Genomic DNA, 25,112 nt, shown 5'->3' with positions numbered 1-25,112 from the left:
ATGCGTTTCTTGCATAGCAGCGCGAAAAATCACCATCCTCGCTACTGCCGGAGGCGCGGGGAACCGTGGACGGTATAACGCGCGGTAAAAAAGCAAAGAAACAGGTGTTGACGCAGGCCAGAGCCGGGAGCAGGAAAAAGGGGAAATAAATTTGACGTTAGTCAATTTCACGCCACTTAATTATCGTTGTTAAAAAATAGGATTTTTTAACCTAAATTTTACTTTTTTACTGTAATTTTTCACGCCTTAAGAGGAATTGTCACGGTCAGGTCAGTAGCCGCTGATGGGTCAGCTTGCGCCCTAAGAATCCTGCGGGCAGGTAATAAAAAACGAATAATCGAATTAATTTCATAATGTGATTTATTTATAATTGTGATGATTTGAGAGGGAACGATAATCATCATAATGGAATATATAGCCAAAATAATTCGAGTTGCTTAAAGGCGGCAAGGGAGTGAGTCCCCAGGAGCATAGATAACGATGTGACTGGGGTGAGCAACGGCCCGTCAGGGCGAGGCCCATGGATGGGCCGAGTAATCCGTAGCCAACACATAAGCCACTTGAAGATGAAGGGTATATAATATAATAGGCAGTTTGATAACACTAAAAACCATAGAATAAGTATAGTTTTTAGTGGCATCTTTACCCTGAAATAACGTGTTGAGGATGTGCTATTAAAAACAGCTCCGCATTGCGCCGCGAATAGCGTTAAAGATACAACCCGGTGCGGATAGCGCGGGTTTACTCTACCGCTTATTCACGTATCACAAACCGTTTTTGTTTTATCTGCTGCGCGGCGCTGATCAGCGCGGCAAAAAAGAGCGCCGCGGCACCGCAAAGCGTGGCGTTGATAATTGCCGACGCGCCATTGCCTGACAGACTGGCGGCGAGCGGACCGAGAATTTGCCCAATACCATACGTTAGCGTCACCAGGCCTAACAAATTAATATTGCCCGGCGCGCTGAGTTGTCGGGCAAGCGGCATCACCAGCGAGGTTGTGCCCATAAACGTGGCGCCAAAACCAATACTGCTCAGTATTAACAGCAACAACGAGTCGCTGGCGAGAGACAGTAGCACGCAGGCGCTCTGGATCAACAGATTCGCGGTCAGACATGGCAGGACGCCCCAATGTTTTGCCGCCCACAGCCAGCCGAAGCAGCCGGGAATGATCGCCAGGCCGACCAACGACCAAAGGTGCGCCGTGAGTAGTGGAGAGCCCGCGCTTTTCGCCATCAGCGGCAAATAGGTAGCGACAATGATGTAGCCGAATCCGGCGAAACCGTACAACAGCGCCAGTTGCCACCAGGGCATAGGCTGATTTTCGATTCTTGCTAAGGGCGCAGGCGGCAGCGCATGAGCGCGGGGGGGAATCAACATTGCCACGATTAATAGTAATATACCGGCGAGCGCTCCGGCCCCCAGCCATAGCGAATGGGCCGAAAGCGCATAATGTAAACCGCCAATGACATATTCGTTGCCCAGTGCAATCCCGGCCCCGACGCCGGAAAAGAGCGCGGCGATAACAAACGGATGGCGGGTATGATGCAACACAATCATTGATCCAAAAATCATCATTCCCGCGCTCGCGACGCCTGCCAGGAAGCGTACCAACATGACGACCGCGGGCTGAGTAAATATCGCCATAGACAGAATAAGAATACCGGTGGCGACCGCCGAAGCCAGCAGCATGGGGCGTAGACGAGAGGGGAGATGAAAAAGGCCAAAGGAAAACAGTAAGCTTCCCGCCAGGTACCCTGCATAATTGGCGCTGGCAATCCAGGAGAGCTGATTAAACGTTAGCTGCTTTTCCGCCAGCATTACCGGCAGCATGGGCGTATACAGAAAGCGGCCAACTCCCATCCCCAGCGTCAATACCATCATACCGAAAAGCGCCGTAAAAATGGGATGGCGAGGTGAAGCGCTCTGAGCATGAACCATGGTTTTTCTCTTTGCTAAAGTAAGGCAGGAATGCCGGATTGTTATTGTAAATGATAATAAAAAGTAAAATTAATGTTTCAAATTTGCAAGAAAAGAAAGTGAAGCGCAGGCGAATAACGGATTGAGAAGAGGGGCATCGGTGGGAAATGGCATTAAATTAATGCTTCCCACGTGCGGGGTTTGGCAGTTAATCTGAACGAGAATTGCGCCTTCCCCTTCTTAGATACTGAGCAGTGCCGGTATTTGCGACAGTAAATATAACACCAGACCAATAGCGCCGCCGACCAGCGTGCCGTTCACGCGGATAAACTGCAAATCTTTACCGATATTAAGCTCAATCTGCTGCGACATATCGCGCGCATCCCAGCCTTTTACGGTATCGCTGATGTGGCGCGTCAGGAAGGCGGCGAACTCCGGCGCGACGCGGTGCGCGGCCTGTTCCAGATGACCGTTAAGCGAGGCGCGTAATGCGTCGTCGGCGATCAGTGTCTCGCCAAACCATTGTCCGGCATGAGCGATGCGCTGCTTTACCTTCGAGTCTTCGGCGTTGATATCTGTTTTTAACCACTGGCGTAGATCCGCCCAGATCTCGCCGAGATAACGGTTAAACGCCTCATCTTCCTTCAGGTAACTTTTAATGTTTTCTGCCCGGGCAGCCATTTCCGGATCATGTTTAAGTTTATCGATCAGCCTATACGTCGCGCGATCGAAGGCATGACGAATCTGATGCGCGCGGTCGTGACTGATATCATCCAGCAGAGAATTTACCGCGTCGGAGACCAGTTCAGCGCTGTGTTCTCCCAGCCATTCGGTCGGCAGAATCTTCGCTTTTAACGGATGTTCGGTCTCCAGCCAGCGTATGATCTGTCTGGCGATAAATGTTCGGGAGCTGTCACGCTGTAACAGGGCGATAAGCTGGGCGATCAGCGTATCGAGTAACACCTGGTGACGATCGTTTTTGGTCATGCTTTCCAGCATCAGGGCGCTGGTGCCGGAAAGATCCACTTTATCAATCGCCTTATGTACCGCTCGCTTGAGCAGCCGCTGAATACGGGCGTCATCGGTTAGTTCCAGAAAGCCGCTCATAATTTGCAGCAGATGCTGCCCGACCCGGCTGGCGTTGTCCGGCTGGCTGAACCAGTTTCCGATAAGCAGCGCGGGTTCATGGCGGCGGATTAGCGCGATCAGCGACTGCGTATCAAGGAACTTCTCCTGCACAAATTGCCCAAGGTTTTCGCCGATTCGGTCTTTGTTACGGGGAATAATCGCCGTATGTCGTGAAATAAACGGAATGGGAATGCGGCGAAACAGCGCCACCACGGCAAACCAGTCCGCCAGCGCGCCAACCATCGCCGCTTCGGCAATAGCTTTTACGCCCAGCACCCAAAAACTGGGCGGCAGGAAAAGCGTGGTTACAAACGTCGCGGCGGCTATCAGCAACAGTGAGAGCGCCAGGCGTTTGGCGCGTTTGAGTTCGGCGATTTTATTCATAGGGTTAAGGATAGAGCCAGACGGCAGGAACGTGCAAAAAACATCAGATTATCCTGTGCCGGATAAGCCTCTATCCGGCAGAGTGTTTACTTCTCAGCGGCCAGTTCTGCTGCCTCATGCTGGCGCACGCGCTGTAATAATGTCGCCAGGGTGAAGACCACGATCACCCCGGCTACCGCTGCCAGCAGGTGAAACGGCAGTCTCCCGCCGTGAAACCACAGCCAGCGGCCAACTTCGACCGACACCGCCATCACCGTCAGAATCACCATGTTCAGCGAGGCCGAAACCGTCCCTTTTGGCAAGTTGTTGGAGAAAAGCGTGAAGCGAAACAGCGTCGGGAAAATCATGCCAATGCCGAACGCGTACAGGCTGGTGCCCAGCACAGACCAAAGCCAGACGTGCGGCAGAAGAAGATTACCGAGGAGCAATGTCGCCAGCCCGCTTAACTGGATTGGTACGGCGCGCCAGATAAAACGCGGTCGGGTCGGATCTTTCACCAGGCGCACAACGATCATATTGGCCACGATCACCGCGCCGAATACGGGCACCTGCGCCCAGGCGAATTGCGAAGTACTCATCCCGCCGGCATCGATCAGGATCACCGGCGACACCGCCACCCAGCTCATCATCGGGATGTAGCTCAACGACAGCGTCGCCGCCCCGGTGAGAAAAATCGGGTTGCGAAACACATTACGAAAATCGCGCAGTACGCTCACCGCGCTGAACGGCACCGCGCCGCGTTGCACCGTTTCTGGCATCGCCAGCAGCAGGCCGCACAACGCCAACAGTCCCATCACCGCAATAATACCGAACAGCACCTTCCAGTGAACGAAGTGCATCAGCGCGGCGCCGGAGAGCGGGCCGATAACCGGAGCGACCAGCACAATGGAGGTAATAATCGCCATCAGCTTAATGGCTTTGGTTTGACCGAAGGCCTCCTGTACCGTGACGTAGCCGACCGTTGCGATAAAGCAAATGCTGGTGCCCTGCACAAAACGGGCAGCCAGAAACTGCGTCATTGAGGTCGTCAACAGCGTTGCCGCGCAGGCGAGAGTAAAAATTAATGCGCCTGCAATCAGCACTGGCCGGCGGCCAATCCTGTCGGATAGCGGCCCCAGAAACCATTGCAACGCCATTCCTCCCGCCAGATAGAGACTGACCGAGGCCGGCGCAAGACTGACGTCAGCATTAAAATCGCGCACGACGTTAATGATGCCAGGCTGAATCAGATCCGTCGTCAGATAGGCGGCAAAATCGTACAAAATCAGCGCCATCGGGAAAAATAACGTTGTGGCGCGTTGGGAGAAAAACTGAATAATCCGTTGCATAAAAAATGCGCTCCATGTCGGAGAACCCCATGATGGGATAGCGAAACTCAATACCGTCGTCGTGACGTCAGGCAGGCGATGGAAACAGCGGCTGCGGATGTACTGAATTTCATGTAATCAAAAACGCTGCCGGTGAAAACACAGACAGGAAGAGACGCGTTCTGAATCTCGTCAGAACGTGTGGCGATTACAGATAACAATCAGCACATCACACCTCGGGAAATTTACGTTGCACGGAAAATATACACATTAAGTGTAATTAAATTTTGATGTTAATCAAAAGAGTTTGTCTGGTTAATAAAGATAAAGGCAGGGCGCGCAGGCTGGTATTTTGCGTGTTCAGTTCCGAAAATGCATGTGCATTACAGATAACAGGATTTATCTTTCGTCGCGCCTCGCAATGCTGAAAAGGTACGGATGAGAAAGGAATTTTCAGGAGGTAGAGTCGCAGCATCCTGGTTTGGGGTGACGGAGCGCCATGAAAAAATCGACGACCTCAACACCGCATGATGCGGTGTTTAAAACCTTTTTGCGCCACCCGGAAACCGCCCGCGATTTTATGGAGATTCATCTGCCGGTGTCGTTACGCCAGCTTTGCGACCTGCGGACGCTAAAGCTGGAACCCGGCAGTTTTATTGAAAAAAATCTGCGAGCCTATTATTCCGATGTGCTTTGGTCGCTGAAAACGCGCGAGGGCGACGGTTATATCTATGTCGTGATTGAACATCAGAGCACGCCGGATGCGCATATGGCGTTTCGGCTGATGCGGTATGCGATGGCGGCAATGCAACAGCATCTGGATGCGGGGCATAAGCATCTTCCGCTGGTGGTGCCGATGCTGTTTTATCACGGTGTTGATAGCCCGTATCCTTTTTCGCTGTGCTGGCTGGATGAGTTTGCGAACCCGGAAGTGGCAAGAAGACTCTATGCCGCTGCCTTTCCGCTGGTCGACATTACGGTGGTATCGGATGATGACATTATGCAGCACCGCCGCATTGCGCTGCTGGAGCTCATCCAAAAACATATCCGCCAGCGCGACCTGCTGGGACTGGTTGAACGGATTGCTTCGCTGTTAGTTACTGGTTGCGCTAATGACAGGCAGCTTAAAGCGCTGTTTAATTATCTTATGATTCAGCACGGACATACGCCTCGTTTCACCACGTTTATTCGTGATGTGGTAGGGCATGTCCCGCACACTAAGGAGAGACTGATGACGCTGATAGAGAGGATCCGCGCAGCGGATCGCAGAAAAGGGGAACGGCAAGGAAGACAGGTCGGTCTGGAGGAAGGATTAGAAAAAGGGCTGGAAAAAGGTCAGCATGTTGCCGCATTGCGTATCGCCAGACAGATGCTGGTGGACGGACTTGACCGCGAGACTGTCCAGCGGTTCACCGGCCTTACGGCTGAAGAGCTTCAGGATGTTAGCCACTAACGCGGTTCCAGTCTGAATGTTGCAGGCCCGGTGCCCACCGGGCAACGCTCTCTATAATTATCGCTGATAACCGCACGAATATACCGAACTTTACCGATAGCGCCAGCCATCTCTACTACCCTTATTGTTCTGAGCGGCATTTCCGGCTGCCTTAATGACGATAACAAGGAGACATGTGATATGGCTTACCAGACAGTGAATCCTGCCAATAATCAGCTCATTAAAGAGTACCCCCCGCACACGGACGCGGATATTGAAGCCGCGCTGCAAAAAGCTGACGCGCTCTATCACTCCGACTGGTCCAGGGGAGAGATTGACCAACGTCTGCCGGTACTGCATAAGCTGGCTGATTTGATCGACAGCCGTGTTGAAGAACTGGCAAAAATCGCCAGCCAGGAGATGGGCAAGCTCATCGAGCAGAGCCGTGGCGAAGTCAAACTGTGTGCGCAGATCGCTCGCTATTATGCGGATAACGCGAAGCAGTTTCTTGCCCCGGTGCCTTATAAAACCGAGTTTGGCGACGCGTGGGTAGAACATCATCCGATTGGCGTCATCATGGCTGTTGAGCCGTGGAACTTCCCGTACTATCAGTTGATGCGTGTGCTGGCGCCGAACCTGGCCGCAGGTAACCCGGTGCTGGCGAAACATGCCAGCATCGTACCGCACTGCGCCGAGACGTTTGCTCATCTGGTGCGTGAAGCCGGCGCGCCGGAAGGCGCATGGACCAACCTGTTTATTTCCTCCGATCAGGTGGCGAATATCATCGCCGACCCGCGCGTGCAGGGCGCGGCGCTGACCGGATCTGAAAAAGCGGGGAGCGCCGTGGCGGCACAGGCGGCGAAGCACATTAAAAAATCGACGCTGGAACTGGGCGGGAACGATGTGTTCGTCGTGCTGGACGATGCCGATCTTGAGAAAGCGGTGAAAATTGGCGTGCAGGCACGGCTCACTAATGCGGGGCAGGTATGTACGGCGGCGAAGCGCTTTATCCTGCATGAGAAAATCGCCGATCAATTCCTCAGCCAGTTCACCGAGGCGTTCAGGAAGGTGAAGGTGGGGGATCAGATGGACGCTTCTACCGAACTGGGGCCGCTGTCGTCGAAAGATGCTCTGGATACACTGACCAGACAGGTCGAGGAAGCGGTGAAAAATGGCGCGACGCTGCACGTTGGCGGCAAGCCGCTGGAAAGCAAAGGCAACTTCTTTGAGCCGACGATTCTGACCCACATTACGCGTGACAACCCGGCGTACTTTGAAGAGTTCTTCGGCCCGGTGGCGCAGATGTATGTGGTGAAAGACGATGACGAGGCGGTAAAACTCGCCAACGATTCCCACTACGGCCTGGGCGGCGCGGTGTTTAGTCAGAATATCGAACGCGCTAAACGCATGGCCTCCCGGATTGAAACCGGGATGGTTTATATCAACTGGCTGACCGACACCGCAGCGGAGCTGCCGTTCGGCGGCGTTAAGCGTTCGGGCTTCGGACGCGAGCTATCGGATCTGGGGATTAAGGAGTTTGTGAACCAGAAGCTGGTAGTGGTGCGCCGCTAATCCCTGTTGCCCCTCTGAAATCGGGAGGGGCCTGGCTTTTTGCAGCGAAGGACGCGGATCTTAAATCAGAACGAAATAAGCGAACAAAACCCCCTCAATTGCCCTCCTTATTTATCCACGTTGCACTAACCGTGCTTTTTATCCCGGTATTGTTTGTACAGACATTCATGATGCCCGCATTTTCTGTTCTATGCGGAGGCCGGTATGGAATTTTACGAGAACCGCCCCAGACAACCATTCATTGGCTTTGTGCAGCTCAGACGGGCGCTAAAAAGGTGGTGGCTGCGTAAGCGGGCCTGTCAGGCGCTGCGACGAATGAGTGACGAGCAGTTAAGGGATATTGGGTTGGAAAGGAAGGATGTGGAATAACAGATAAGAGTCAGTAAAACTGGAAAGGCTGGATAATCTTATCTTAACCTCTCCAGTAGGCGGATATCCTGGAACGCTAATTTTCCTGCCAGGCTTTCTCGATCAGCAGTTTGGCTTTATCCAGATCGTGTTCGTTACGCACAATCAATTCGACGTCGCCGGTTCCCCAGTGGCCAATATGCGTGACGTCCCGGCTAAATCCTTCTTCAAGCTGGATATGCTGTGGATTAATTTTCAGCCACAGGCGTAGGTGTGGGTCGGTCACGGGATAAACAGCCACGCACAGAAAGTTACGAATGAGATGGAAGGCGTCATAGAGCTTAAGCTCTTTAAACTGAACCTCATCACTGAGTGAGAGCACATAGCTTTTTAGCTGTTCATATAATGAAAGCAGCGCGGGAGAGGCCGAAGAGAGCTGTTCGCGCTGCGTGCGGGTATGGCGTTTACCGCTGCTGACGGAACCGTTCGCGATGATGTACTGAGGGCTATTTTCGACCACGGCGTTAACCAGTTCCAGCATTAACAGGTCGTCGGCAAAAAGCTTATAGCGAATCAGGTTGATATTGCGGTTGATTTGCTGAACGGCATGTTCGTCGTATTTATTAAAATCGGCGGCAATACAGATTAACCGTGTGCCGGACCAGTCAATGGCTTTGGCCGCGGTTTTATTTATTTTCTCCATCACCAGCAACTGAAATTCCGCTTTATGATCGAGCAGCCAGTCGAGATAAAAGAGCCCTTGGTTAATGACGTTTTCATTGCTGTGGCGCTTATATTCAATAATCACCGGGCAGTTATTTTCGTCGAGGCCGAGGGAATCAATTCGCCCACGATGGGTTTTACCCGTGTGGTATTCGGTCTCGAGAAAGCGGACGCCAAGGAATGTTTCCATATGGGATTCGATCAGCATTTGCAGATCTTTTTCAATGGCTGCGGCTTTGCCCGGCAGTTCTTGTACTTTCCCGCCACCGAGGCGGAAAAGCTGGATATCGCTCATGGATCCCTCCTGAATTTTCTGCGCACTATCATACGTTATGTGAAAAGAGATAAAAGCGGAAATCGGGCTTTTGGAGGTGAGATATGTTATAAGCCCGACAGCAGGTGGTTACCGGGCAGCGGGCCGTAGGTCGGATAAGCGTTAGCGCCATCCGACGCTGTTACAGCAATTTGCGCGTCTTACAGAAGGAAAGTCCAGCTGAAAATCAATGAAAATAAGCCGCTGGATGAGAGGTGATATTATATTTGGTGATGAGAATAAAGCGGCTATTTAGTCGCTTTATTGGTTTCTGGGGGCAGGTTAATTTATGGCGGCGTCGGCATTATAAGAAGGAAAGGGTTCGAATGATGCAGACCCTATTCATCTGCCCGGGCAACGTTGACCACCGTATAAAGCTGCCCCTCATTGATTTAACTTGTAATGAACTGCCACACAATCCAGCAGCCAAAGGCGATCAGAATGCCGCCGGCGGCGCGTTCAATTTTCCAGACAAGATTACCCAGACGACCTTGAATTTGCGGCAGGGCGATAAGCGTTATCAGCAGCAGATCCCAGAGTAACACTACGCTGGTCATCCAGATTCCACATATGGCCTGCTGTGTAACGGTCACGTTTGGGCCCAGCAGGGCGGTCATTAGCGCCAGATAAAACAGAGCATTTTTCGGATTCAACAGCGATGAACCTAGCCCCAGTAATAGTTGTTTTGCCAGTGACGGACATGCCGATGCGGCGTACCGCCACTCCAGCGGCCCGGCGCGGCTTTTCAACAGTTGACGGCCCACCCATAGCAGGTAGGCGGCACCTAATAGTTCGATGATGGTAAAGAGCAGCGGCGTCTGACGTAGTAGCCCTGACCCAATCACCACCAGCAGAATATAGAGCCCATTTCCCGCCGCAATGCCGAGGCACAGCCCGACGCTACCGCGCAGCCGATAGCGTACGGCGTAACCGACCAGCAAAAAGAAGTCCGGACCCGGGCTGAGCAGCGCCATAAAATGCGCCAGCGCCAGTGCGGGAAACGCCGGAGGAAATAACGTTGTAACCTGTTCCATAGTAACCTCAGTGATGATACTGAGGTCAGCCTATACCTGCGGATGCGCTATTTATTGTCGGATATTGATCTGTTCTGCGCGTACTGACGCGGCGTTGCCGCCGTGTAGCTGACGAAGGTTTTGTGGAAATGACTTTGATCGGCGAAACCGGTCTGATAGGCAACATCGGCAATATCGTCCCCGGCGCGCAATCGGTGCCGGGCATATTCAATGCGGGCCATATTGGTAAAGCTGACAGGAGTCAGGCCTGTATCCTGCTTAAAAGTGCGAATCAGAGTCTCCTTACGGAGCGCAAACTCCTGCGCCAGTGTGTCCAGCGTCGGCGGTTCCTGAAGGTTGCTGACTAAGCGGGCAACCAACTGGCGGCTGATGGCGCATGGCGGTTCGGCGTCGGCGCTTTGTAGCGGCAGGGCGCGCAACAGGTGGATAATAAGCGCCGGAAGTCCGGCGGTTTGTTGCTGAGTAATAGACGTCACAATTTGCTGATAAAGCTGGAAAAGCTGCGGGTCCTGCAACTGTGGCTGCGTGGTATGCAGGCGGCTATTCGCCGGCAAATGGGGGAGCTGCGTCAGGCACCAGTCCGCATCGAGATACAGCATATGATAGCTGCGTGGTCGCTCGTGGAGCGGGTTACAACTGTGTGGAGATTGCGGGGGGATCAGGATCAGCTCGCCGGGGCGTAACAGATACTCTTGCCCGTTACTGATGCAGCGGGTTTCTCCTGCGATGATTGCGCCCAGCGACAGTTGTGGGTGGCTGTGGCGCTTATAGGCCTGACGGCTTTCACTGGTGGTACGTAGTTCCAGCCACGGCAGTTGTGGCAGACGCCAGAAGCGTTGGTGAATATCTCGGATAAGGGGCATACAATCTCCTGTGCGGCCCGGCTTTTCTGCGCCCGTTTACTTCCTTAACCCCGCAAATGCCGCTCTGATCTCGTCTTCCGGCAACTGGATCCCGATAAATACCAGCGTGCTGTGCGGCGTTTCGTCGCCCCACGGTCTGTCCCAGTCGGCGCTGTAGAGACGCTGCACGCCCTGGAACAGCAGGCGGTTGGGTTCGCCGTCGATCCACAGCATCCCTTTGTAACGCAGCAGTTTATCCGCTGATTCCAGCAGCAGGTTTTCCATCACCCGCGAAACCTCGCTGATATCCACCGGGTAATCCAGTTCCACTACAATTGACGACACATCGTTCTGTTTATCGGCAATAAAGTGGAAACGCGGTTGGCTTGCCAGCACGTTCTCTTCCAGCATAAAGCCGCTGGTATTAAACAACTGACTCAGGTCAATATCGCCATGTACCACGGTGTAAACCGGGGCGCGGGCGTTGATACGCGCCAGCCGCTCGCGCAGTTTCTCGCTGTCGCCTGCCACGTCGGTTTTGGTCAGCAGGATACGGTCGGCGTAGCCTATCTGCGACTGGGCGATGGTGAACTGGTTCATCTGCTCGTTAGCGTGCACCGCGTCGACCAGCGCAATCACGCCGTCTAACAGGTAGCGTTCGCATAATACGTCATGGGAGAAAAAGGTCTGAATAATCGGGCCGGGGTCAGCCATGCCGGTGCATTCAATTACCAGGCGGTCGAAAGCAATATCGCCGCGGTCGCGGCTGTCGAGCAGGTCTAATAGCGCATCTTCCAGCTCGTTGGAGCGGGTACAGCAGATGCAGCCGTTAGTCAGGGTTTTGATCTGTGTGGCGCGATCGCCAATCAGTTGATCGTCAACGGAGACTTCGCCAAATTCGTTTTCGATAACGGCGATTTTAAAACCATGTTGTTCGTTGAGGATATGGCGTAGTAGGGTGGTTTTGCCGGCACCAAGAAAACCGGTAAGTAGGGTAACTGCAATCGGGGTCATAGTCTCTCCATTAACAACAGCGCATACCGCCTTTGCCATCGCCGCCGTAACGTGCTTGCTGACGTTCGCGGAAGAACTCTTCATAGGTCATGTACGGCTTGTCGGGATGGTTGGTTTTCATGTGCTCGACATAGTTGTCGTAGTCCGGAATACCAATCAACATTTTTGCCGCCTGGCCGAGATATTTTTTTGCCTGACCTAAAGTATCAAACATTCTGCCGTCCTGTTAATGAATAAAGCCGGATGGCGGCTTGCGCCTTATCCGGCCTACACTAGCCGGGATCGCTGCGCGCTACCCGGCATCAGTTTTAGTGGTGTGAAGAGATCTTCACGCCGCCTTCCGGCACGGGCACATACGGGGTTTCTTTGTCGGTACGTTTATCGCTGTTGCGTACCTTCATCCAGGTGGTGAAACCGTAGAAGATAATACTGTACACCACCACCAGGAACAGAATACTCAAACCAGCGTTAGTGTAGTTGTTCACCACGATATGGTTCATGTTGGCAATCTGTTGCTCGGTCAGGTTGGTGCCGTTGGCAATCTTCTCTTTATACAGGTTTGCCATGTAGAAGAAACCTTCCATCTGTGGGTTGGCGCTGAACAGTTTCAGGCCCAGTGCCCAGGTGGTGCAGATCAGCAGCCATACCGCCGGGATCACCGTCACCCAGATGTACTTGGTGCGCTGCATTTTGATCAGTACCACGGTGCTCAACACCAGCGCCACGGCGGCCAGCATCTGGTTAGAGATACCGAACAGCGGCCACAGGCTCTTCACGCCGCCCAGTGGGTCGACCACGCCCTGATACAGCAGATAGCCCCACAAACCGACGCAGCCTGCGGTACCGATGATACCCGCGACCAGAGAATCGGTTTTTTTCAGGAACGGGACGAAGTTACCCAGCAAATCCTGCAACATAAAGCGGCCGGAACGGGTACCCGCATCCAGCGCGGTCAGGATAAACAGCGCTTCGAACAGAATACCGAAGTGATACCAGAAGCCCATATCCGCCATCGGCAGGACTTTGTGGAACACATGCGCGATACCTACTGCCAGCGTTGGCGCGCCGCCTGCGCGGTTCAATACTGACGGTTCACCGATATCTTTCGCAGTTTGCAGGATTTGTTCCGGGGAAATCACAAAGCCCCAGGAGCTGACGGTCGCCGCTGCATGTGCGGTAACGTCTTTCAACTGCGCCATAATCAGCGGCGCGTTCTCGCCGCCCATCTCGTGCAGGTTTGGCATGGTAATGCCCAGACCTGCCGGCGGGGTGTTCATCGCGAAGTAGAGACCCGGTTCAATGATTGAGGCCGCCACCAGCGCCATCACCGCAACAAAGGACTCCATCAGCATCGCGCCGTAGCCGATAAAACGCGCATCGGTCTCACAGGCCAGCAGTTTCGGCGTGGTACCGGAAGAGATGAGCGCGTGGAAGCCAGAGACGGCGCCACAGGCGATGGTGATGAACAGGAACGGGAACAGGGCGCCTTTCCACAGCGGGCCAGTACCGTCGACATATTGCGTCAATGCCGGCATTTTCAGTTCCGGGTTGAGGATCACAATCCCCAGCGCCAGACCGACGATCACGCCGATTTTCAGGAAGGTAGCGAGATAGTCGCGCGGGGCAAGGATCAGCCATACCGGCAGCAGCGCGGAAACAAAGGCGTAGCCGATCAGCGCGAAGGTAATGGTGGTGTCTTTAAAGGTCAGCGCCGGGCCCCAGTACGGGTCGTGGGCAATCACGCCGCCGAAGTAAATAGACGCCACCAGCAGCACGATACCAATAACGGAGACTTCGCCTACGCGTCCCGGACGCAGGAAGCGCATGTAGATGCCCATAAACAGCGCAATCGGCACCGTGGAGCAGACGGTGAAGACGCCCCACGGGCTTTCGGCCAGCGCTTTAACCACAATTAATGCCAGCACCGCGAGGATGATGATCATGATTAAGAAGCAGCCGAACAGCGCGATGGTGCCTGGAACGGTACCCATCTCTTCTTTGATCATCTCGCCAAGAGAGGCGCCGTTACGGCGGGAGGAGATGAACAGCACCATAAAGTCCTGCACTGCGCCCGCGAGCACTACGCCCGCCAGCAGCCACAGCGTCCCCGGCAGATAGCCCATCTGCGCGGCCAATACCGGCCCGACCAGCGGACCTGCGCCGGCGATGGCGGCGAAGTGGTGACCAAACAGCACGTAGCGGTTAGTCGGCACGTAGTTCAGGCCGTCGTTATTGATAACCGCCGGCGTCGCGCGCGTCGGGTCGAGTTTCATGACCTTCTGGGCGATGTACAGGCTGTAGTAGCGATAAGCCACCAGATAGACGGAAACGGAAGCGACCACGATCCACAGGGCGCTCACGTGTTCACCCCGACGTAGGGCAACGACCGAGAGGCAGAAAGCACCGATGATTCCGAGAATCACCCAGGGTATGTGCTTGAATATCTTTTTCGTATCCATAGTAAAACCTGGTTGTAAGTTTAATTATCAGCCGAAGCTGGGTGGACATTGAGTTCGTGTTTGAGGAGGTAGATTGACTGCTATGCTGAGAGGATCTTGCCAGATCATCGCGCGCGTAAAGTTAGGTAAATCAGTGAGTGGTTGTATGGCGGTTTAAGCGGTCGGACGTACCGGTAAGCGGTTTCGCGGAGGAGGGCGTGGGCTATTTTATGTGATTGAGATCACGATATAAAATGGGACGATCCTTGTTGCGCGGGGCGTCATAACGACTTAACTGAGCTAATCGTGATATTAATGGCGCGCATCCCATAAAGTTTTCCCTTTCCAGGCCGAAAATTCTGTATCTGTCTAGCGGAAAGAGAAAACATGTTAAAACGAATTAAAATTGTTACCAGCTTACTGCTGGTATTGGCGCTATTTGGCCTTTTACAACTGACATCCGGCGGGCTGTTCTTCAACTCGCTGAAGAATGACAAAGAAAACTTCACCGTATTGCAAACCATTCGTCAGCAGCAGTCTGCCCTGAATTCAACCTGGGTGGAGCTGTTGCAAACGCGTAATACCCTGAATCGCGCGGGTATCCGCTGGATGATGGACCAGAGCAATATTGGCAGCGGCGCAACTGTCGCTGAACTGATGCAGGGGGCGACCAATGCGCTGAAGCTCACCGAAAAAAACTGGGCGCAGTATGAGTCGTTACCGCGCGATCCACGTCAGAGTGAGGCGGCTTTCCTTGAGATCAAACGAACCTATGATATCTACCACGGCGCGTTGGCGGAGCTTATTCAGCTTCTTGGCGCGGGTAAGATTAACGAGTTTTTTGATCAACCGACTCAAAGCTATCAGGACGCTTTTGAGAAGCAGTACATGGCCTATATGCAGCAAAACGATCGTCTGTACGATATTGCTGTTGAGGATAACAACAGTTCCTACAACCAGGCGATGTGGGTACTGGTCAGTGTGCTGATTGCCGTTCTGGTGGTCATTATCGCCGTCTGGTTCGGCATCAAACTGTCGCTTATCGCCCCGATGAATCGTCTGATTGAAAGTATTCGCCATATCGCCAGCGGCGATCTGGTGAAACGTATTGATGTGGAAGGCTCTAACGAAATGGGGCAACTGGCGGACAACTTACGTCATATGCAGAGCGAACTGGTGCGTACCGTGGGCGATGTGCGCAACGGCGCCAACGCCATTTACAGCGGCGCCAGCGAGATTGCGATGGGCAACAACGATCTCTCTTCCCGTACTGAGCAGCAGGCAGCGTCTCTGGAAGAGACCGCCGCCAGTATGGAACAACTGACCGCGACCGTGAAACAGAACGCCGAAAACGCCCGTCAGGCCAGTCACCTGGCATTGAGCGCCTCTGAAACAGCGCAAAAAGGCGGCAAAGTGGTGGATAACGTCGTACAAACAATGCGCGATATCGCCTCCAGTTCGCAGAAAATCGCCGATATTATCAGCGTAATCGACGGTATTGCTTTCCAGACCAATATCCTGGCGCTGAATGCGGCGGTAGAAGCGGCGCGCGCAGGCGAGCAGGGACGCGGGTTCGCGGTGGTGGCCGGTGAAGTCCGTAATCTGGCCCAGCGTAGCGCGCAGGCGGCACGGGAGATCAAGAGTCTGATTGAGGATTCCGTGAGCCGTGTTGATGTGGGTTCGACGCTGGTCGAAAGCGCCGGTGAAACCATGGATGAGATCGTCAATGCAGTGACCCGCGTGACCGATATCATGGGCGAGATTGCCTCGGCGTCCGACGAGCAAAGCCGTGGTATCGACCAGGTGGGCCTGGCGGTAGCGGAGATGGATCGCGTAACGCAGCAGAACGCCTCGCTGGTGGAAGAATCCGCCGCCGCGGCTGCGGCGCTGGAAGAGCAAGCCAGCCGTCTGACCCAGGCCGTCGCGGTGTTCCGTATTCAACAGCAACAGCAGCGTGCGCGTGAAGTGGCAGCGGTAAAAACCCCGGCAGCCGTGTCGTCACCAAAGGCCGCTGTGGCCGACGGCAGCGATAATTGGGAAACGTTTTAAGGGCGTATGGTGAACAGTCGGCCTACAGATGATCGTAGGCCGGATGAGATGTTCACACTTTTGCCTGATGGCGCTTCGCTTATCAGGCCTGTGCGCCAGTTTATTGATAAAGATGATGTGTAGGCCGGGTAAGGCGCAGCCGCCACCCGGCATATATGACATTCTCTTTTAACTCTCAACATTCACCACTTTGATCTCCACCATGCCAATCCCCAATTTGCGCGGCGAATGGCCCAAAATATTACCTTCGTTGGTGGCGACGGGAGCGGGCGGCGCAATGACTAAGGTATTCGCGTCCGCCGGGTTGTTGAAATGCAGCGTGATAGTGGACACATCGTGACCCAGCACCAGCGTCTGTTCTTCGTTGCCTACGCGTACCGGGATCGGGCGCTCTGCGTTATCGCCGAAGGCTTTGGCGGTAATAATCAGATCGAATTTCTTCGGCAGCGGTTTTTTATATTCAATCTTCACCTCATCGCCCAACTGCGCATTTGACCAGCGGCCCCAGGACTCCGGCCGGGAAATGCCGCTAAACTGCTTCACCTCCTCCGGCGCGCCCGCCACATTAAAGATAAAGCTATCAGCTTTATAACGAATATCGTTATCGACAATCTTTAAGGTATCGACGTTGCCTTTGTAGCGCTCCATATCGATCATCGTGTCTTTAAACGCCGTCTTACCCTGCCACTGCGCTTTATCGACATGCTGTACGGTTTGCTGCCCGCCAAGCTGCCCCTGCGAGACGCACCAGTCGGTGGAGAGCACCAGCGCCGGCGCCCATAGCTGTGCCATTTTGTAGCAGCGATCGATCCAAACGAAATTATCGCGCGGGGCGAAGTCGGCCAACTGGAACCGCAGCGGAGCGGAGTATTCACTTTCCGGTAACGGTTCAACACGCTTATCCGATACGCGCAGTAGTAACGGCAGGCGGAAGTGGCTGCCGGAAAACGCGATCATGTTTTTGTCCCGATCGATAGTGAACGCTTTTATCTCTTTCGGAAAATTCCACAGGCGAATAATATCCGGCTTCATCGCCAGCACTTTCTCTTTTACATTCAGGAACACTTCCGACAGCGACTGCCCGGAAAGGCTGCTACGTCCCAGACCGATAAAATTATCGCCGCCGAGAATATCCAGCACCGTTGCGCCGTTGTCCATCGTGTTGCGTTTGACCGCCAGCGTCTCCTGCTGCGGTTTATCGCCGCGCAGAATGAAAAACAGATTGTTGCGATCTTGCTTATTCAGGTACTTCCAGGCCGTATTATTCATCGCCAGATGGTCGGAAGAGACGACGATAACGGTATCTTTAAACCACGGTGACGCTTTGATTTTGTTGATAAACTCGGCGATGTTTTCCTGGCTGCAACTTACGGCGCTAAAGGACTGGTTGGGCTTGCCGTCGTAATCGTAGCGTTTGCGGTTGCAGGTCCGTGAGATAAACCCGTCCGGGTGGTGAGTATCTACGGTCAGCGTAAACAGCGAAAACCGCTGGCCTGAGCGGGAAAGCGCTTCAAATTTCTTCCATGCCTCATCAAGCACCGTATCGTCGTAGAAGCCCCAGTCGTTACGATAAGACGGGTCCGCCACCACCGTTTTTAGCTCTTCAGCGCCGTACAGATGATCAAATCCGTGTGATTTCAGGAACACGTCTTTCCCGGCAAAACGCAGGTTAGCGCCCTGCACGAAATAGTTCTGGTAGCCGGAGTTTTTCAGAATATCGCCGAGGCAAATATTTTGCGGGAAGAAGCTGGAAACCGACGCTGAGGCATTGCCCTCAAACGGCGCAAACAGCGGAATACCGCACTGGGAAGCCACCATCCCGGCGATGGTGTAATCCGTTCCCGGCAGTTGCATGGTATGGCTGAAATCCAGCCCCTCATTTTTCAGCGCGCCCAACTCTGGCGTGAGATTGGGGAACGCGTCATTATCAAAATAGGTCCGTTCCAGGCTCTCGCCGTAGATATAGACCAGATTGAGCTTCGGATGAGGAATGGTTTTTGCTGGTTCTTTATAATAAACGGCAAAATCCGGATCGCCATCGCGCATTTGTGATTTTACCAGTTCGGTAATCTGGCGAAACGCCGGGCTGGCGTCGACCGAACCTAACGCCAGCAGTAACGCCAGCAGGCTGTAACCGACATGATGAGGATGGTGACGGCGGCGGCGTAGTACCCATCCCAGCGCGCCGAATACCGCCACTAACGCCAGGGCAATGCCGATTCCCGGCAGAATATATTTGCCGACTCCCGCTCCCGTCAGACTATTCGTGAGCGTATAAAGCACTGCGTCGTTGATCCCGTCGCCGGTAAAATAGTCGCTGGCATACAGGGTAATATTCAGAATGACAAAAAGTCCCAGCACCGTGAGAGTGGCGGCAAACCACCAGGTGTTACGACCCGCCTTCCAGGCATATATCAGCACAGAGGCGAGAAACAGAGCGACAGAGAGCAACTCGGACAACTGACGATCCTCAATAAACCAGGCTTATCGCTGGCAGGAAAAAATTTCTAACAATGTAATAGCGATGTCACATTGCTGCAATTCTAATGACTTTACACGGCGCTATTATTTAGAATGAGTTTAGAAAGTTGTTTTTTTGATCGGCATCACTTCCTGACATAGCGGTTAATAACAGGAAAAGACGAAAGGAAAAGTCGGGTTAATGCCGTGCTGGCGGGTAAAGGGCCAAAACACGGCTTTTATCAGGACGTCCCAGCGTGGCGCACGGTCAGAAAAACGCAGTCAGGAAAGGAAATTCAGCCCTTGCTGCAACACCAGATCGCAAGCTTTGGTTTTCACCTTTTCCGCCAGCGGCGTACTGCCGATATTATTGAGGTTCAACTGCTGGCCGTCCTTCGTCTTGAGCAACCCTTGCAGGCCGTTCAGGTAGTTAGTGTCCTGCTCCTGCTGTGTAGTATCCAACCCCAACTTGTTCAGAATCTGATTTTTAACGTTTTCCACGTTGGTAGCGGACGCCAGCTTCTGTTTGGCGCAGTACTGCAAAATACCGGCGGCATTATTCATATTATCGGCGCTGAGCGACTGGGCGCCGTTGCTGAGCAGACCGGTTAGCGCCGAAAGCGACATCCCGCCCTGCTGTGAGTTCGCGCCCTGAGCGCTTAACTGACTGGCGGCGCTGGAAAGCGAATCCTGCCAGGAGGCGGCGATACCGCTGGTGGAAAACAGTACGCAGGCGACCGCCGCGCAGCACAGAACATGTTTCGCTGTATTCATGGTAATCACCTGTGTTATGCCTGCCAGGCGTAGTATCGCCCTGGAGCACGTTGCAATTTAATACTCTTTACCTGTCACCCGGCTGCGGTAACTGTCCCAGGTAAAATTAACCCATAAACTGTTGCCGAGACGCATACGGTCCATGACGCGTTCGCCAAGCATTTTCGTCATCTCTTCCATATTGCTGTTCGTCAACATGCCGGTGGGACGTTTTGACGAGGAACGACGATCGACAATTTGATTGATGATCACTTTTTCATAGCGGGATTCGGTCTGCACGCCGATCTCGTCGATCACCAACAGATCAACGTTACTCAGATCGTTAAGCAACTGCTCTTCGCTGGTTTCCCGATTGCTGAACGTGTCTTTCATCGCTGACATAATATCCGCTACGGTGATAATCAGTACCGACTTTCCGCGCAGCAGCAGCTCGTTACAAATAGCCGCGGCGAGATGGTTTTTACCGGTTCCCGGCTTGCCGGAAAAGACAAAGCTGGCGATATTGCCGTCAAATTCATCAACGTACTGTCGGGCTTTGCTTAACGCGTTCATTTGTCCGTCGCACTCAACCCGATAGTTATCAAACGAGCAGTTCTGATGCAGCGGTCGAATGCCGGAACGGTTAAAGGTGCGCTGCATTTTCATCGCCCGATTTTCCCGCGCCAGCGCCGCCGCCCGGATCTCGCCTTGCTCTTTCTGCCAGGCCAGCAGTTCTTCGCCCGTTTTAAACGCCGGCGTAATATGCGCAGGCATCATTTTTTGTAGACGCTGCATCAGGTCGCCAACATTTTTCATCGTTACCCCCTAAAACCTGGTGGAATATGATTGTCAGGTTCGCTGACGCTATTGATGTCGCGCTGCGGCATTCCGCCATTGCTGGAACGGCTGATTTGCACGCTGCGCGCCAGCTTTTGCTGCCACTGGATATGGTGAAAAACCTTACCTTCCGCCTGCCAGTAGGCGATAAACGCCGCCAGCTCTTCTGCGGTGACCGGCTCCCGAAGCGCCACGCCCCAAAGGGCAGCCTGACGCTGAAAATCCGCATCCGGTTGCCAGGCGGGATACATGGCGAATTTTCCGCAGGGAATCGCAACGGTGGCGGCTTCGGGGTCTTCGTAAAATTGTGCGTCTAACGCCACATCGCTTCCCGGACGTGATAACTTTTCTTCAAGCGCCAGCAGTTCAGCCATGCGTGCAGGCGTCACGGCATAAAAGGCAGGCGCATTATTAGCGAATACCGCCACTGCGCCGCCCGTTGACTTCGCCAGCACAGCATGATGATCATGTAAAAGGGCGTCAATACCGATGACGTCCGACGTTAAAATTCTGGAAGACATAATGTTTCTCAATATGGAACAACAACCGAGAAGGGCGACTGTTTTTATAGTACCACACAGACCTGTAAGAACAGCAGGAGGCGTTCCACCATTCACACGCGGGGGCGTTTGCGGTACAGCCATAATCCCGGTACAGAGAGGCCAATTGAGAGCGCGCCAACAATGGAAGAGGCTTTCAGAAAATTGGTCAGCAGCGTAATCATCATCGGTTCGCTATAGCCCAGATGGCTAATTTTTACTGCGGAAATCATCGCGGTATAGGCGGAAATCCCCGGAAACATCGGGATCACGGCCGCGACGGTAAACACTTTAGGGTGAGCGAGATACCAGCGTGACCACTGAATACCAATACTGCCGACCAGCAGCGAAGCCATAAACGTCGACCATTCGATATTAAAGCCAGCGCTCATCATCAGCATACGCGAGCCATGACCCAGCGCCCCCAGTAGCGCGCACCACGGAAGCGCCCGGTGGGGAACATTAAAGACCATCGCAAACCCGACGGCGGGGATCGCAGACAAGATCATGTCCTGCATTAGCGCCAGTAAAAAGTCGATTATACCCATCCTCGTAGCCCCCATACTGTCATTGACATCACTACGCCCACACAGGTGGCCAGTGTCAACAGGCTGGCGATAGCCCAGCGCGCCAGCCCGGTATTAATATGTCCTTTAAACATATCTGCGACGGAATTAATCAGCGGAAAGCCCGGCACCAGTAGCAGTACGCTCGCCGCCATGGCGATAGTGGGCGTCTGGCTAAAGGCGGGAAGGGTGAGCATCAGCCCGGAAATCGTGGTAGCGACAAAGGCGGTAATGCAAAAATTGATCTGCGGATGTAAATGCCGCTGCGCCAGCATCTGACGGATATACATGGCTATCATACTGGCGAAAAAGGTGATAACCGCGCCATCCCAGCCGCCATTATTCAGCTTACAAAAGCAGGAGCAGGAAAGACCGACCATAAACGCCACCAGCCAGCGCGGATAACGCAGCGGGCGGAGCTGGCTAAAGCGTTTTTCCACGCCTTTGTAATCCAGCAGACGATGTTCCGCGAGGATAACGATATGCTGAACCTCCGTGACGACGTGCATATTAATGCCGCGATCCTGGTTTTTACGTGTCGATGTCAGACATTGTCCGTCTTTAATGGTCGTCAGGACAATGGCGTTAGAGGAGATCGCGCTTTCGACGCTATCCATACCGAGCGCCAAACCGAGGCGGGTGGAAAGCTCATCAACCAGTGCGCTTTCCGCCCCGTGCTGCAATAAAAGCAGCCCGCATTGAATACATAACCGTGTTACTGCTCGTTGAATTGATTGCTCTTCTTGCATGACTCGTCCTGTCCGAAAAGACATTCTATGCGCCGCCACTATGACAGAGGCTTTCTTTTTAACACGAAGCGCAGGCATGATGGCGTTGGTTAAGATCAATTTCTTGTTGATAAAAACGTCAACCGCCAGACGCAACGCATAAGCTTCCTGAGACGTGCGCTTCGTCACAAGCAGGATATCCTTATGGGCGACGGTTCTCGTATGTCCGTTTCCAGAATAGAGGCATTATGCCAGCCTGGCTGCTCATTTTTGAATCAATGATGTGGTGAATTTTATCAACGATATGCATTAATGGTTTAACCACAATGGCGTGAGCAGCGGGCGTAAAAATAGGCATGACTTAGTGTAATTCGTAGATATTACATGGGTTTTATGGATGGTGGACAGTATTGTTGGGCTTTTGTTTTAGGACTCAGCAATATGAATGAAGGGCGAACTCATATTTTAAATTTATTAATATGATGCGTTTTCGTTAGAATTGCTAATGTGCAAATTTAGTTAATTTAATTGTCTTGCTTCTGGTTTTATGAGTAACTATGCGATAGTGATTTCATGTTTTTGTGCTATGTGGATTGTAGCGCAATCAATGTTAGATATTTAAAAATAAAACAAGGATAATTAATCCACTCAGCCTATATTTCTTTGCGATCATTGTTAATAGTGTTTTTATTAATGGGGCAATGAAAAGTGGCGGCGTGGGTGCGGAGGAATTATGCTGCCAGGATGCTGCAAAAATGGACTTATTATCAGTAAAACCCCTCTTATACAGGAAGGCCTTAAAGGGGCTATAACAGGTAATTTCCCCGATTATAAACTGGCGTATTGTCGTACGATAGAAGAGCTAACGCTGCTACAGCTACGCCGAAGTAATTTAGTTATTGCTGATTTAGCAGTTAACAATGCCTCTCCCCGCGCTATCTGCGAATATTTTTATAGCTTAATCTCGCAATATCGCGACATACATTGGGTATTTCTGGTTCCTAAATCCTGCTATCCACATGCGGTTGATCTTCTGATGGGCCCCGTCAGCACCTTGCTTTCAGACGAAGAGCCAATCGAGAATCTTATTAGCGTTATCCATGCGGGAAACGCTCGCTCAGAAAGAATAAGTAAAACGTTATTATCGCCTCAGGTACCGTCTGAAATTCAGCAGTCCCACGACAGGCCGATTGTCCTTACGCTGTCTGAACGAAAAGTATTACGCCTTTTAGGAAAAGGGTGGGGCATTAACCAAATTGCGGCGTTACTTAAAAAAAGTAATAAAACAATTAGCGCCCAAAAAAATAGCGCCATGCGACGCTTATCAATACACAGTAATGCAGAGATGTATGCATGGATAAACAGTTCTCAGGGAGCCAGAGAATTGAACCTACCTTCGGTATATGGAGAAACCATGGAATGGAAAACAGAATCAGCAAGAGAAATGTTGCGCTCGTAGAAAAATGCGTGATGAGCACCATTGGTATTAAAGGGCTATTTGATGCAATGCCGGATTGCCGACATACGCTTCATATTTTTTCAAAACCATCCGCGTTTTATAAGGCTGCGCTAAAGACGCCGTTTTCTGCCGTTATTTTTTCTCTTTCTGCGTTAAGAACTGAACGCCGGACAGGATTATCCAGCCTGACGGAACTGGCGATAAATTATCCCCATATGCGGCGTCTGGTGATTGCCGATGATGATGCTGAAGCCCGCTTAATCAGCGCGCTATCCCCGCTGCCGCTGGATGGGGTCATCAGCAAAGCGTCGCCGTTGGATGTTTTACAGGATGCCTTATTTACATCGCTTAATAGCGCCCGGCGGACAACGGAGCGTACAGACAATCTTTGGGAACTTCACCAGAATTGTATGCTCAGTCCAACCGAGCGGGAGATTCTGCGTTTCATGTCGAACGGCTACTCAATGCCGCAAATTGCCGTCCAGTTAGAACGTAACATTAAGACTATCCGGGCGCATAAGTTTAATGTGATGTCCAAGCTGGGCGTGAGTTCTGATGCCGGGTTACTCGATGCGGCGGATATTCTGTTATATCTGCGCGCCGGCGATGCTACCGCGCTCCAGCATCGGGTATAGCCCGCGCCGGATGCGCCGTGCTTGTTCGGGGAATCCGGGTGTCAGGCACGTTATTGGCACACGTCTACCCAGGTCGCCGATGTCAGTTCAGCCATTCTTTCCGGCGTGATGCGTACCGCGCTGTGCGTGGCGCCTGCGGCAGGCAATACTTCGTTATACCCCTTCAGAGAGATGTCGCAATAAACGGGCAGCGGGTGCTCCAGCCCGAAAGGACATACGCCGCCGACAGGATGTCCGGTTGCATTGACCACTTCATCGCTGCTCAACATACGGGCTTTTGCGCCGAAAGTGGTTTTAAGCTTCTTATTATCCAGGCGGGCATCGCCTTTCGCGACCACCAGGATAATGGAGTCTTTTACTTTAAGCGAGAGCGTCTTAGCTATCTGCCCTGGCTCTACGTTGTGCGCTTTGGCTGCCAGCTCGACAGTCGCTGTGCTTTGATTTAATTCGATAATTTCAATATCGGGAGCATGATCGGCCAGAAATTGCCGTACAGATTGCAGACTCATTCTTCTCTCCTGAGACCTTACCAATAGCCACGGTAGACCCAAAAATGGCAAAACGTAATTTGGCATACGGAGAGCGCCGCTGTAAATATAATAATGTGACAGGCCAGCAGCAGTAAGCCGTGACG

General features: G+C 52.8%; 23 protein-coding genes. 6 read left to right on the top strand and 17 right to left on the bottom strand.

What is annotated here, in order from left to right; genetic code table 11:
• Nucleotides 1-753: 753 nt before the first annotated feature.
• From ACLJZ5_RS14545 to mdtM, 3 genes are all read right to left on the bottom strand, one after another.
• Entirely contained in the window at nucleotides 754-1,938 is a 1,185-nt protein-coding gene (locus tag ACLJZ5_RS14545; protein ID WP_000233266.1) for an MFS transporter, read from the bottom strand.
• 219 nt (nucleotides 1,939-2,157) lie between these two features.
• Nucleotides 2,158-3,429: a DUF445 domain-containing protein gene (locus ACLJZ5_RS14540; RefSeq protein WP_001033037.1), complete on the bottom strand. Its 1,272-nt coding sequence runs from the start codon at nucleotides 3,427-3,429 to the stop codon at nucleotides 2,158-2,160.
• 86 nt (nucleotides 3,430-3,515) lie between these two features.
• Nucleotides 3,516-4,757 (bottom strand): multidrug efflux MFS transporter MdtM, encoded by a 1,242-nt coding sequence (mdtM, locus tag ACLJZ5_RS14535; protein ID WP_024797796.1) that lies wholly within the window; start codon nucleotides 4,755-4,757, stop codon nucleotides 3,516-3,518.
• A gap of 478 nt (nucleotides 4,758-5,235) precedes the next feature.
• On the opposite strand from mdtM, the gene ACLJZ5_RS14530 reads away from it, so the two are divergent.
• Nucleotides 5,236-6,189 carry an Rpn family recombination-promoting nuclease/putative transposase gene (locus ACLJZ5_RS14530; RefSeq protein ID WP_024797795.1) on the top strand — a complete coding sequence of 318 codons (954 nt, stop codon included), beginning with the start codon at nucleotides 5,236-5,238 and terminating at the stop codon, nucleotides 6,187-6,189.
• A 180-nt stretch (nucleotides 6,190-6,369) separates the two neighbouring features.
• Complete coding sequence (locus tag ACLJZ5_RS14525; protein WP_024797794.1) at nucleotides 6,370-7,740, top strand: NAD-dependent succinate-semialdehyde dehydrogenase; 1,371 nt, start codon at nucleotides 6,370-6,372, stop codon at nucleotides 7,738-7,740.
• Between the two features lie 94 nt (nucleotides 7,741-7,834).
• Here the strand turns inward: ACLJZ5_RS14525 and ACLJZ5_RS14520 are convergent, their stop codons facing one another.
• Nucleotides 7,835-7,978 (bottom strand): hypothetical protein, encoded by a 144-nt coding sequence (locus ACLJZ5_RS14520; protein WP_001595639.1) that lies wholly within the window; start codon nucleotides 7,976-7,978, stop codon nucleotides 7,835-7,837.
• Here ACLJZ5_RS14520 and yjiS point away from each other — a divergent pair.
• A complete protein-coding gene (gene yjiS / locus ACLJZ5_RS14515; RefSeq protein WP_000397917.1) occupies nucleotides 7,945-8,109 on the top strand; it encodes a DUF1127 domain-containing protein YjiS in 165 nt (54 codons plus the stop codon). The genes ACLJZ5_RS14520 and yjiS overlap by 34 nt on opposite strands.
• Nucleotides 8,110-8,185: 76 nt before the next feature.
• Here yjiS and ACLJZ5_RS14510 read toward each other — a convergent pair whose 3' ends face one another.
• From ACLJZ5_RS14510 to btsT, 6 genes are all read right to left on the bottom strand, one after another.
• Entirely contained in the window at nucleotides 8,186-9,106 is a 921-nt protein-coding gene (locus tag ACLJZ5_RS14510; RefSeq protein ID WP_024797793.1) for a DUF5655 domain-containing protein, read from the bottom strand.
• A gap of 410 nt (nucleotides 9,107-9,516) precedes the next feature.
• Complete coding sequence (locus ACLJZ5_RS14505) at nucleotides 9,517-10,158, bottom strand: LysE family translocator (protein ID WP_000438685.1); 642 nt, start codon at nucleotides 10,156-10,158, stop codon at nucleotides 9,517-9,519.
• Nucleotides 10,159-10,205: 47 nt separating this feature from the next.
• Nucleotides 10,206-11,021, bottom strand: a complete 816-nt coding sequence (locus ACLJZ5_RS14500) for an AraC family transcriptional regulator (RefSeq protein ID WP_001128427.1) — start codon at nucleotides 11,019-11,021, stop codon at nucleotides 10,206-10,208.
• Between the two features lie 36 nt (nucleotides 11,022-11,057).
• Nucleotides 11,058-12,014 (bottom strand): GTPase, encoded by a 957-nt coding sequence (gene yjiA / locus ACLJZ5_RS14495; RefSeq protein WP_000187838.1) that lies wholly within the window; start codon nucleotides 12,012-12,014, stop codon nucleotides 11,058-11,060.
• Nucleotides 12,015-12,024: 10 nt separating this feature from the next.
• Entirely contained in the window at nucleotides 12,025-12,228 is a 204-nt protein-coding gene (locus ACLJZ5_RS14490; protein WP_000460616.1) for a YbdD/YjiX family protein, read from the bottom strand.
• A gap of 94 nt (nucleotides 12,229-12,322) precedes the next feature.
• A complete protein-coding gene (gene btsT / locus ACLJZ5_RS14485; protein ID WP_000379929.1) occupies nucleotides 12,323-14,473 on the bottom strand; it encodes a pyruvate/proton symporter BtsT in 2,151 nt (716 codons plus the stop codon).
• 366 nt (nucleotides 14,474-14,839) lie between these two features.
• On the opposite strand from btsT, the gene tsr reads away from it, so the two are divergent.
• On the top strand, nucleotides 14,840-16,501 hold the full coding sequence (tsr, locus tag ACLJZ5_RS14480) for a methyl-accepting chemotaxis protein (protein WP_000919521.1): 1,662 nt from the start codon (nucleotides 14,840-14,842) through the stop codon (nucleotides 16,499-16,501).
• 168 nt (nucleotides 16,502-16,669) lie between these two features.
• Here tsr and opgB read toward each other — a convergent pair whose 3' ends face one another.
• The 6 genes from opgB to ACLJZ5_RS14450 all read right to left on the bottom strand — a co-directional run bounded on the left by opgB (nucleotide 16,670) and on the right by ACLJZ5_RS14450 (nucleotide 22,405).
• A complete protein-coding gene (gene opgB, locus ACLJZ5_RS14475; protein ID WP_024797792.1) occupies nucleotides 16,670-18,961 on the bottom strand; it encodes a phosphatidylglycerol--membrane-oligosaccharide glycerophosphotransferase in 2,292 nt (763 codons plus the stop codon).
• A gap of 282 nt (nucleotides 18,962-19,243) precedes the next feature.
• Nucleotides 19,244-19,735, bottom strand: coding sequence for a DUF2501 domain-containing protein (locus ACLJZ5_RS14470; protein WP_024797791.1), 492 nt, complete (start codon nucleotides 19,733-19,735; stop codon nucleotides 19,244-19,246).
• A gap of 57 nt (nucleotides 19,736-19,792) precedes the next feature.
• Nucleotides 19,793-20,530 (bottom strand): DNA replication protein DnaC, encoded by a 738-nt coding sequence (dnaC, locus tag ACLJZ5_RS14465; protein WP_000799924.1) that lies wholly within the window; start codon nucleotides 20,528-20,530, stop codon nucleotides 19,793-19,795.
• A 2-nt stretch (nucleotides 20,531-20,532) separates the two neighbouring features.
• The gene (gene dnaT, locus ACLJZ5_RS14460) at nucleotides 20,533-21,072 is read right to left on the bottom strand and encodes a primosomal protein DnaT (protein ID WP_024797790.1); all 540 of its coding nucleotides are present in this window, start codon (nucleotides 21,070-21,072) and stop codon (nucleotides 20,533-20,535) included.
• A gap of 92 nt (nucleotides 21,073-21,164) precedes the next feature.
• Entirely contained in the window at nucleotides 21,165-21,638 is a 474-nt protein-coding gene (locus tag ACLJZ5_RS14455) for a threonine/serine exporter (protein WP_000511329.1), read from the bottom strand.
• On the bottom strand, nucleotides 21,629-22,405 hold the full coding sequence (locus ACLJZ5_RS14450) for a threonine/serine exporter ThrE family protein (protein ID WP_001727653.1): 777 nt from the start codon (nucleotides 22,403-22,405) through the stop codon (nucleotides 21,629-21,631). Before ACLJZ5_RS14450 ends, ACLJZ5_RS14455 begins: the two co-directional genes overlap by 10 nt.
• 712 nt (nucleotides 22,406-23,117) lie before the next feature.
• Here ACLJZ5_RS14450 and ACLJZ5_RS14445 point away from each other — a divergent pair.
• Together ACLJZ5_RS14445 and bglJ are read left to right on the top strand one after the other, a co-directional pair.
• Nucleotides 23,118-23,843, top strand: a complete 726-nt coding sequence (locus ACLJZ5_RS14445) for a response regulator transcription factor (RefSeq protein ID WP_000936654.1) — start codon at nucleotides 23,118-23,120, stop codon at nucleotides 23,841-23,843.
• Nucleotides 23,804-24,478 (top strand): DNA-binding transcriptional activator BglJ, encoded by a 675-nt coding sequence (bglJ, locus tag ACLJZ5_RS14440; protein ID WP_000431546.1) that lies wholly within the window; start codon nucleotides 23,804-23,806, stop codon nucleotides 24,476-24,478. The genes ACLJZ5_RS14445 and bglJ overlap by 40 nt, the downstream gene beginning before the upstream one ends.
• Nucleotides 24,479-24,528: 50 nt before the next feature.
• Here the strand turns inward: bglJ and ACLJZ5_RS14435 are convergent, their stop codons facing one another.
• The gene (locus tag ACLJZ5_RS14435; RefSeq protein ID WP_024797789.1) at nucleotides 24,529-24,987 is read right to left on the bottom strand and encodes a YbaK/EbsC family protein; all 459 of its coding nucleotides are present in this window, start codon (nucleotides 24,985-24,987) and stop codon (nucleotides 24,529-24,531) included.
• Nucleotides 24,988-25,112: the final 125 nt, after the last annotated feature.

The organism is Salmonella sp. 5800 (genome assembly GCF_046558195.1).
GTDB classification, from domain to species: domain Bacteria; phylum Pseudomonadota; class Gammaproteobacteria; order Enterobacterales; family Enterobacteriaceae; genus Salmonella; species Salmonella enterica.
The sequence above is the reverse complement of the archived record's forward strand: the minus strand, read 5'-3'. Positions and strand labels throughout refer to the sequence as shown.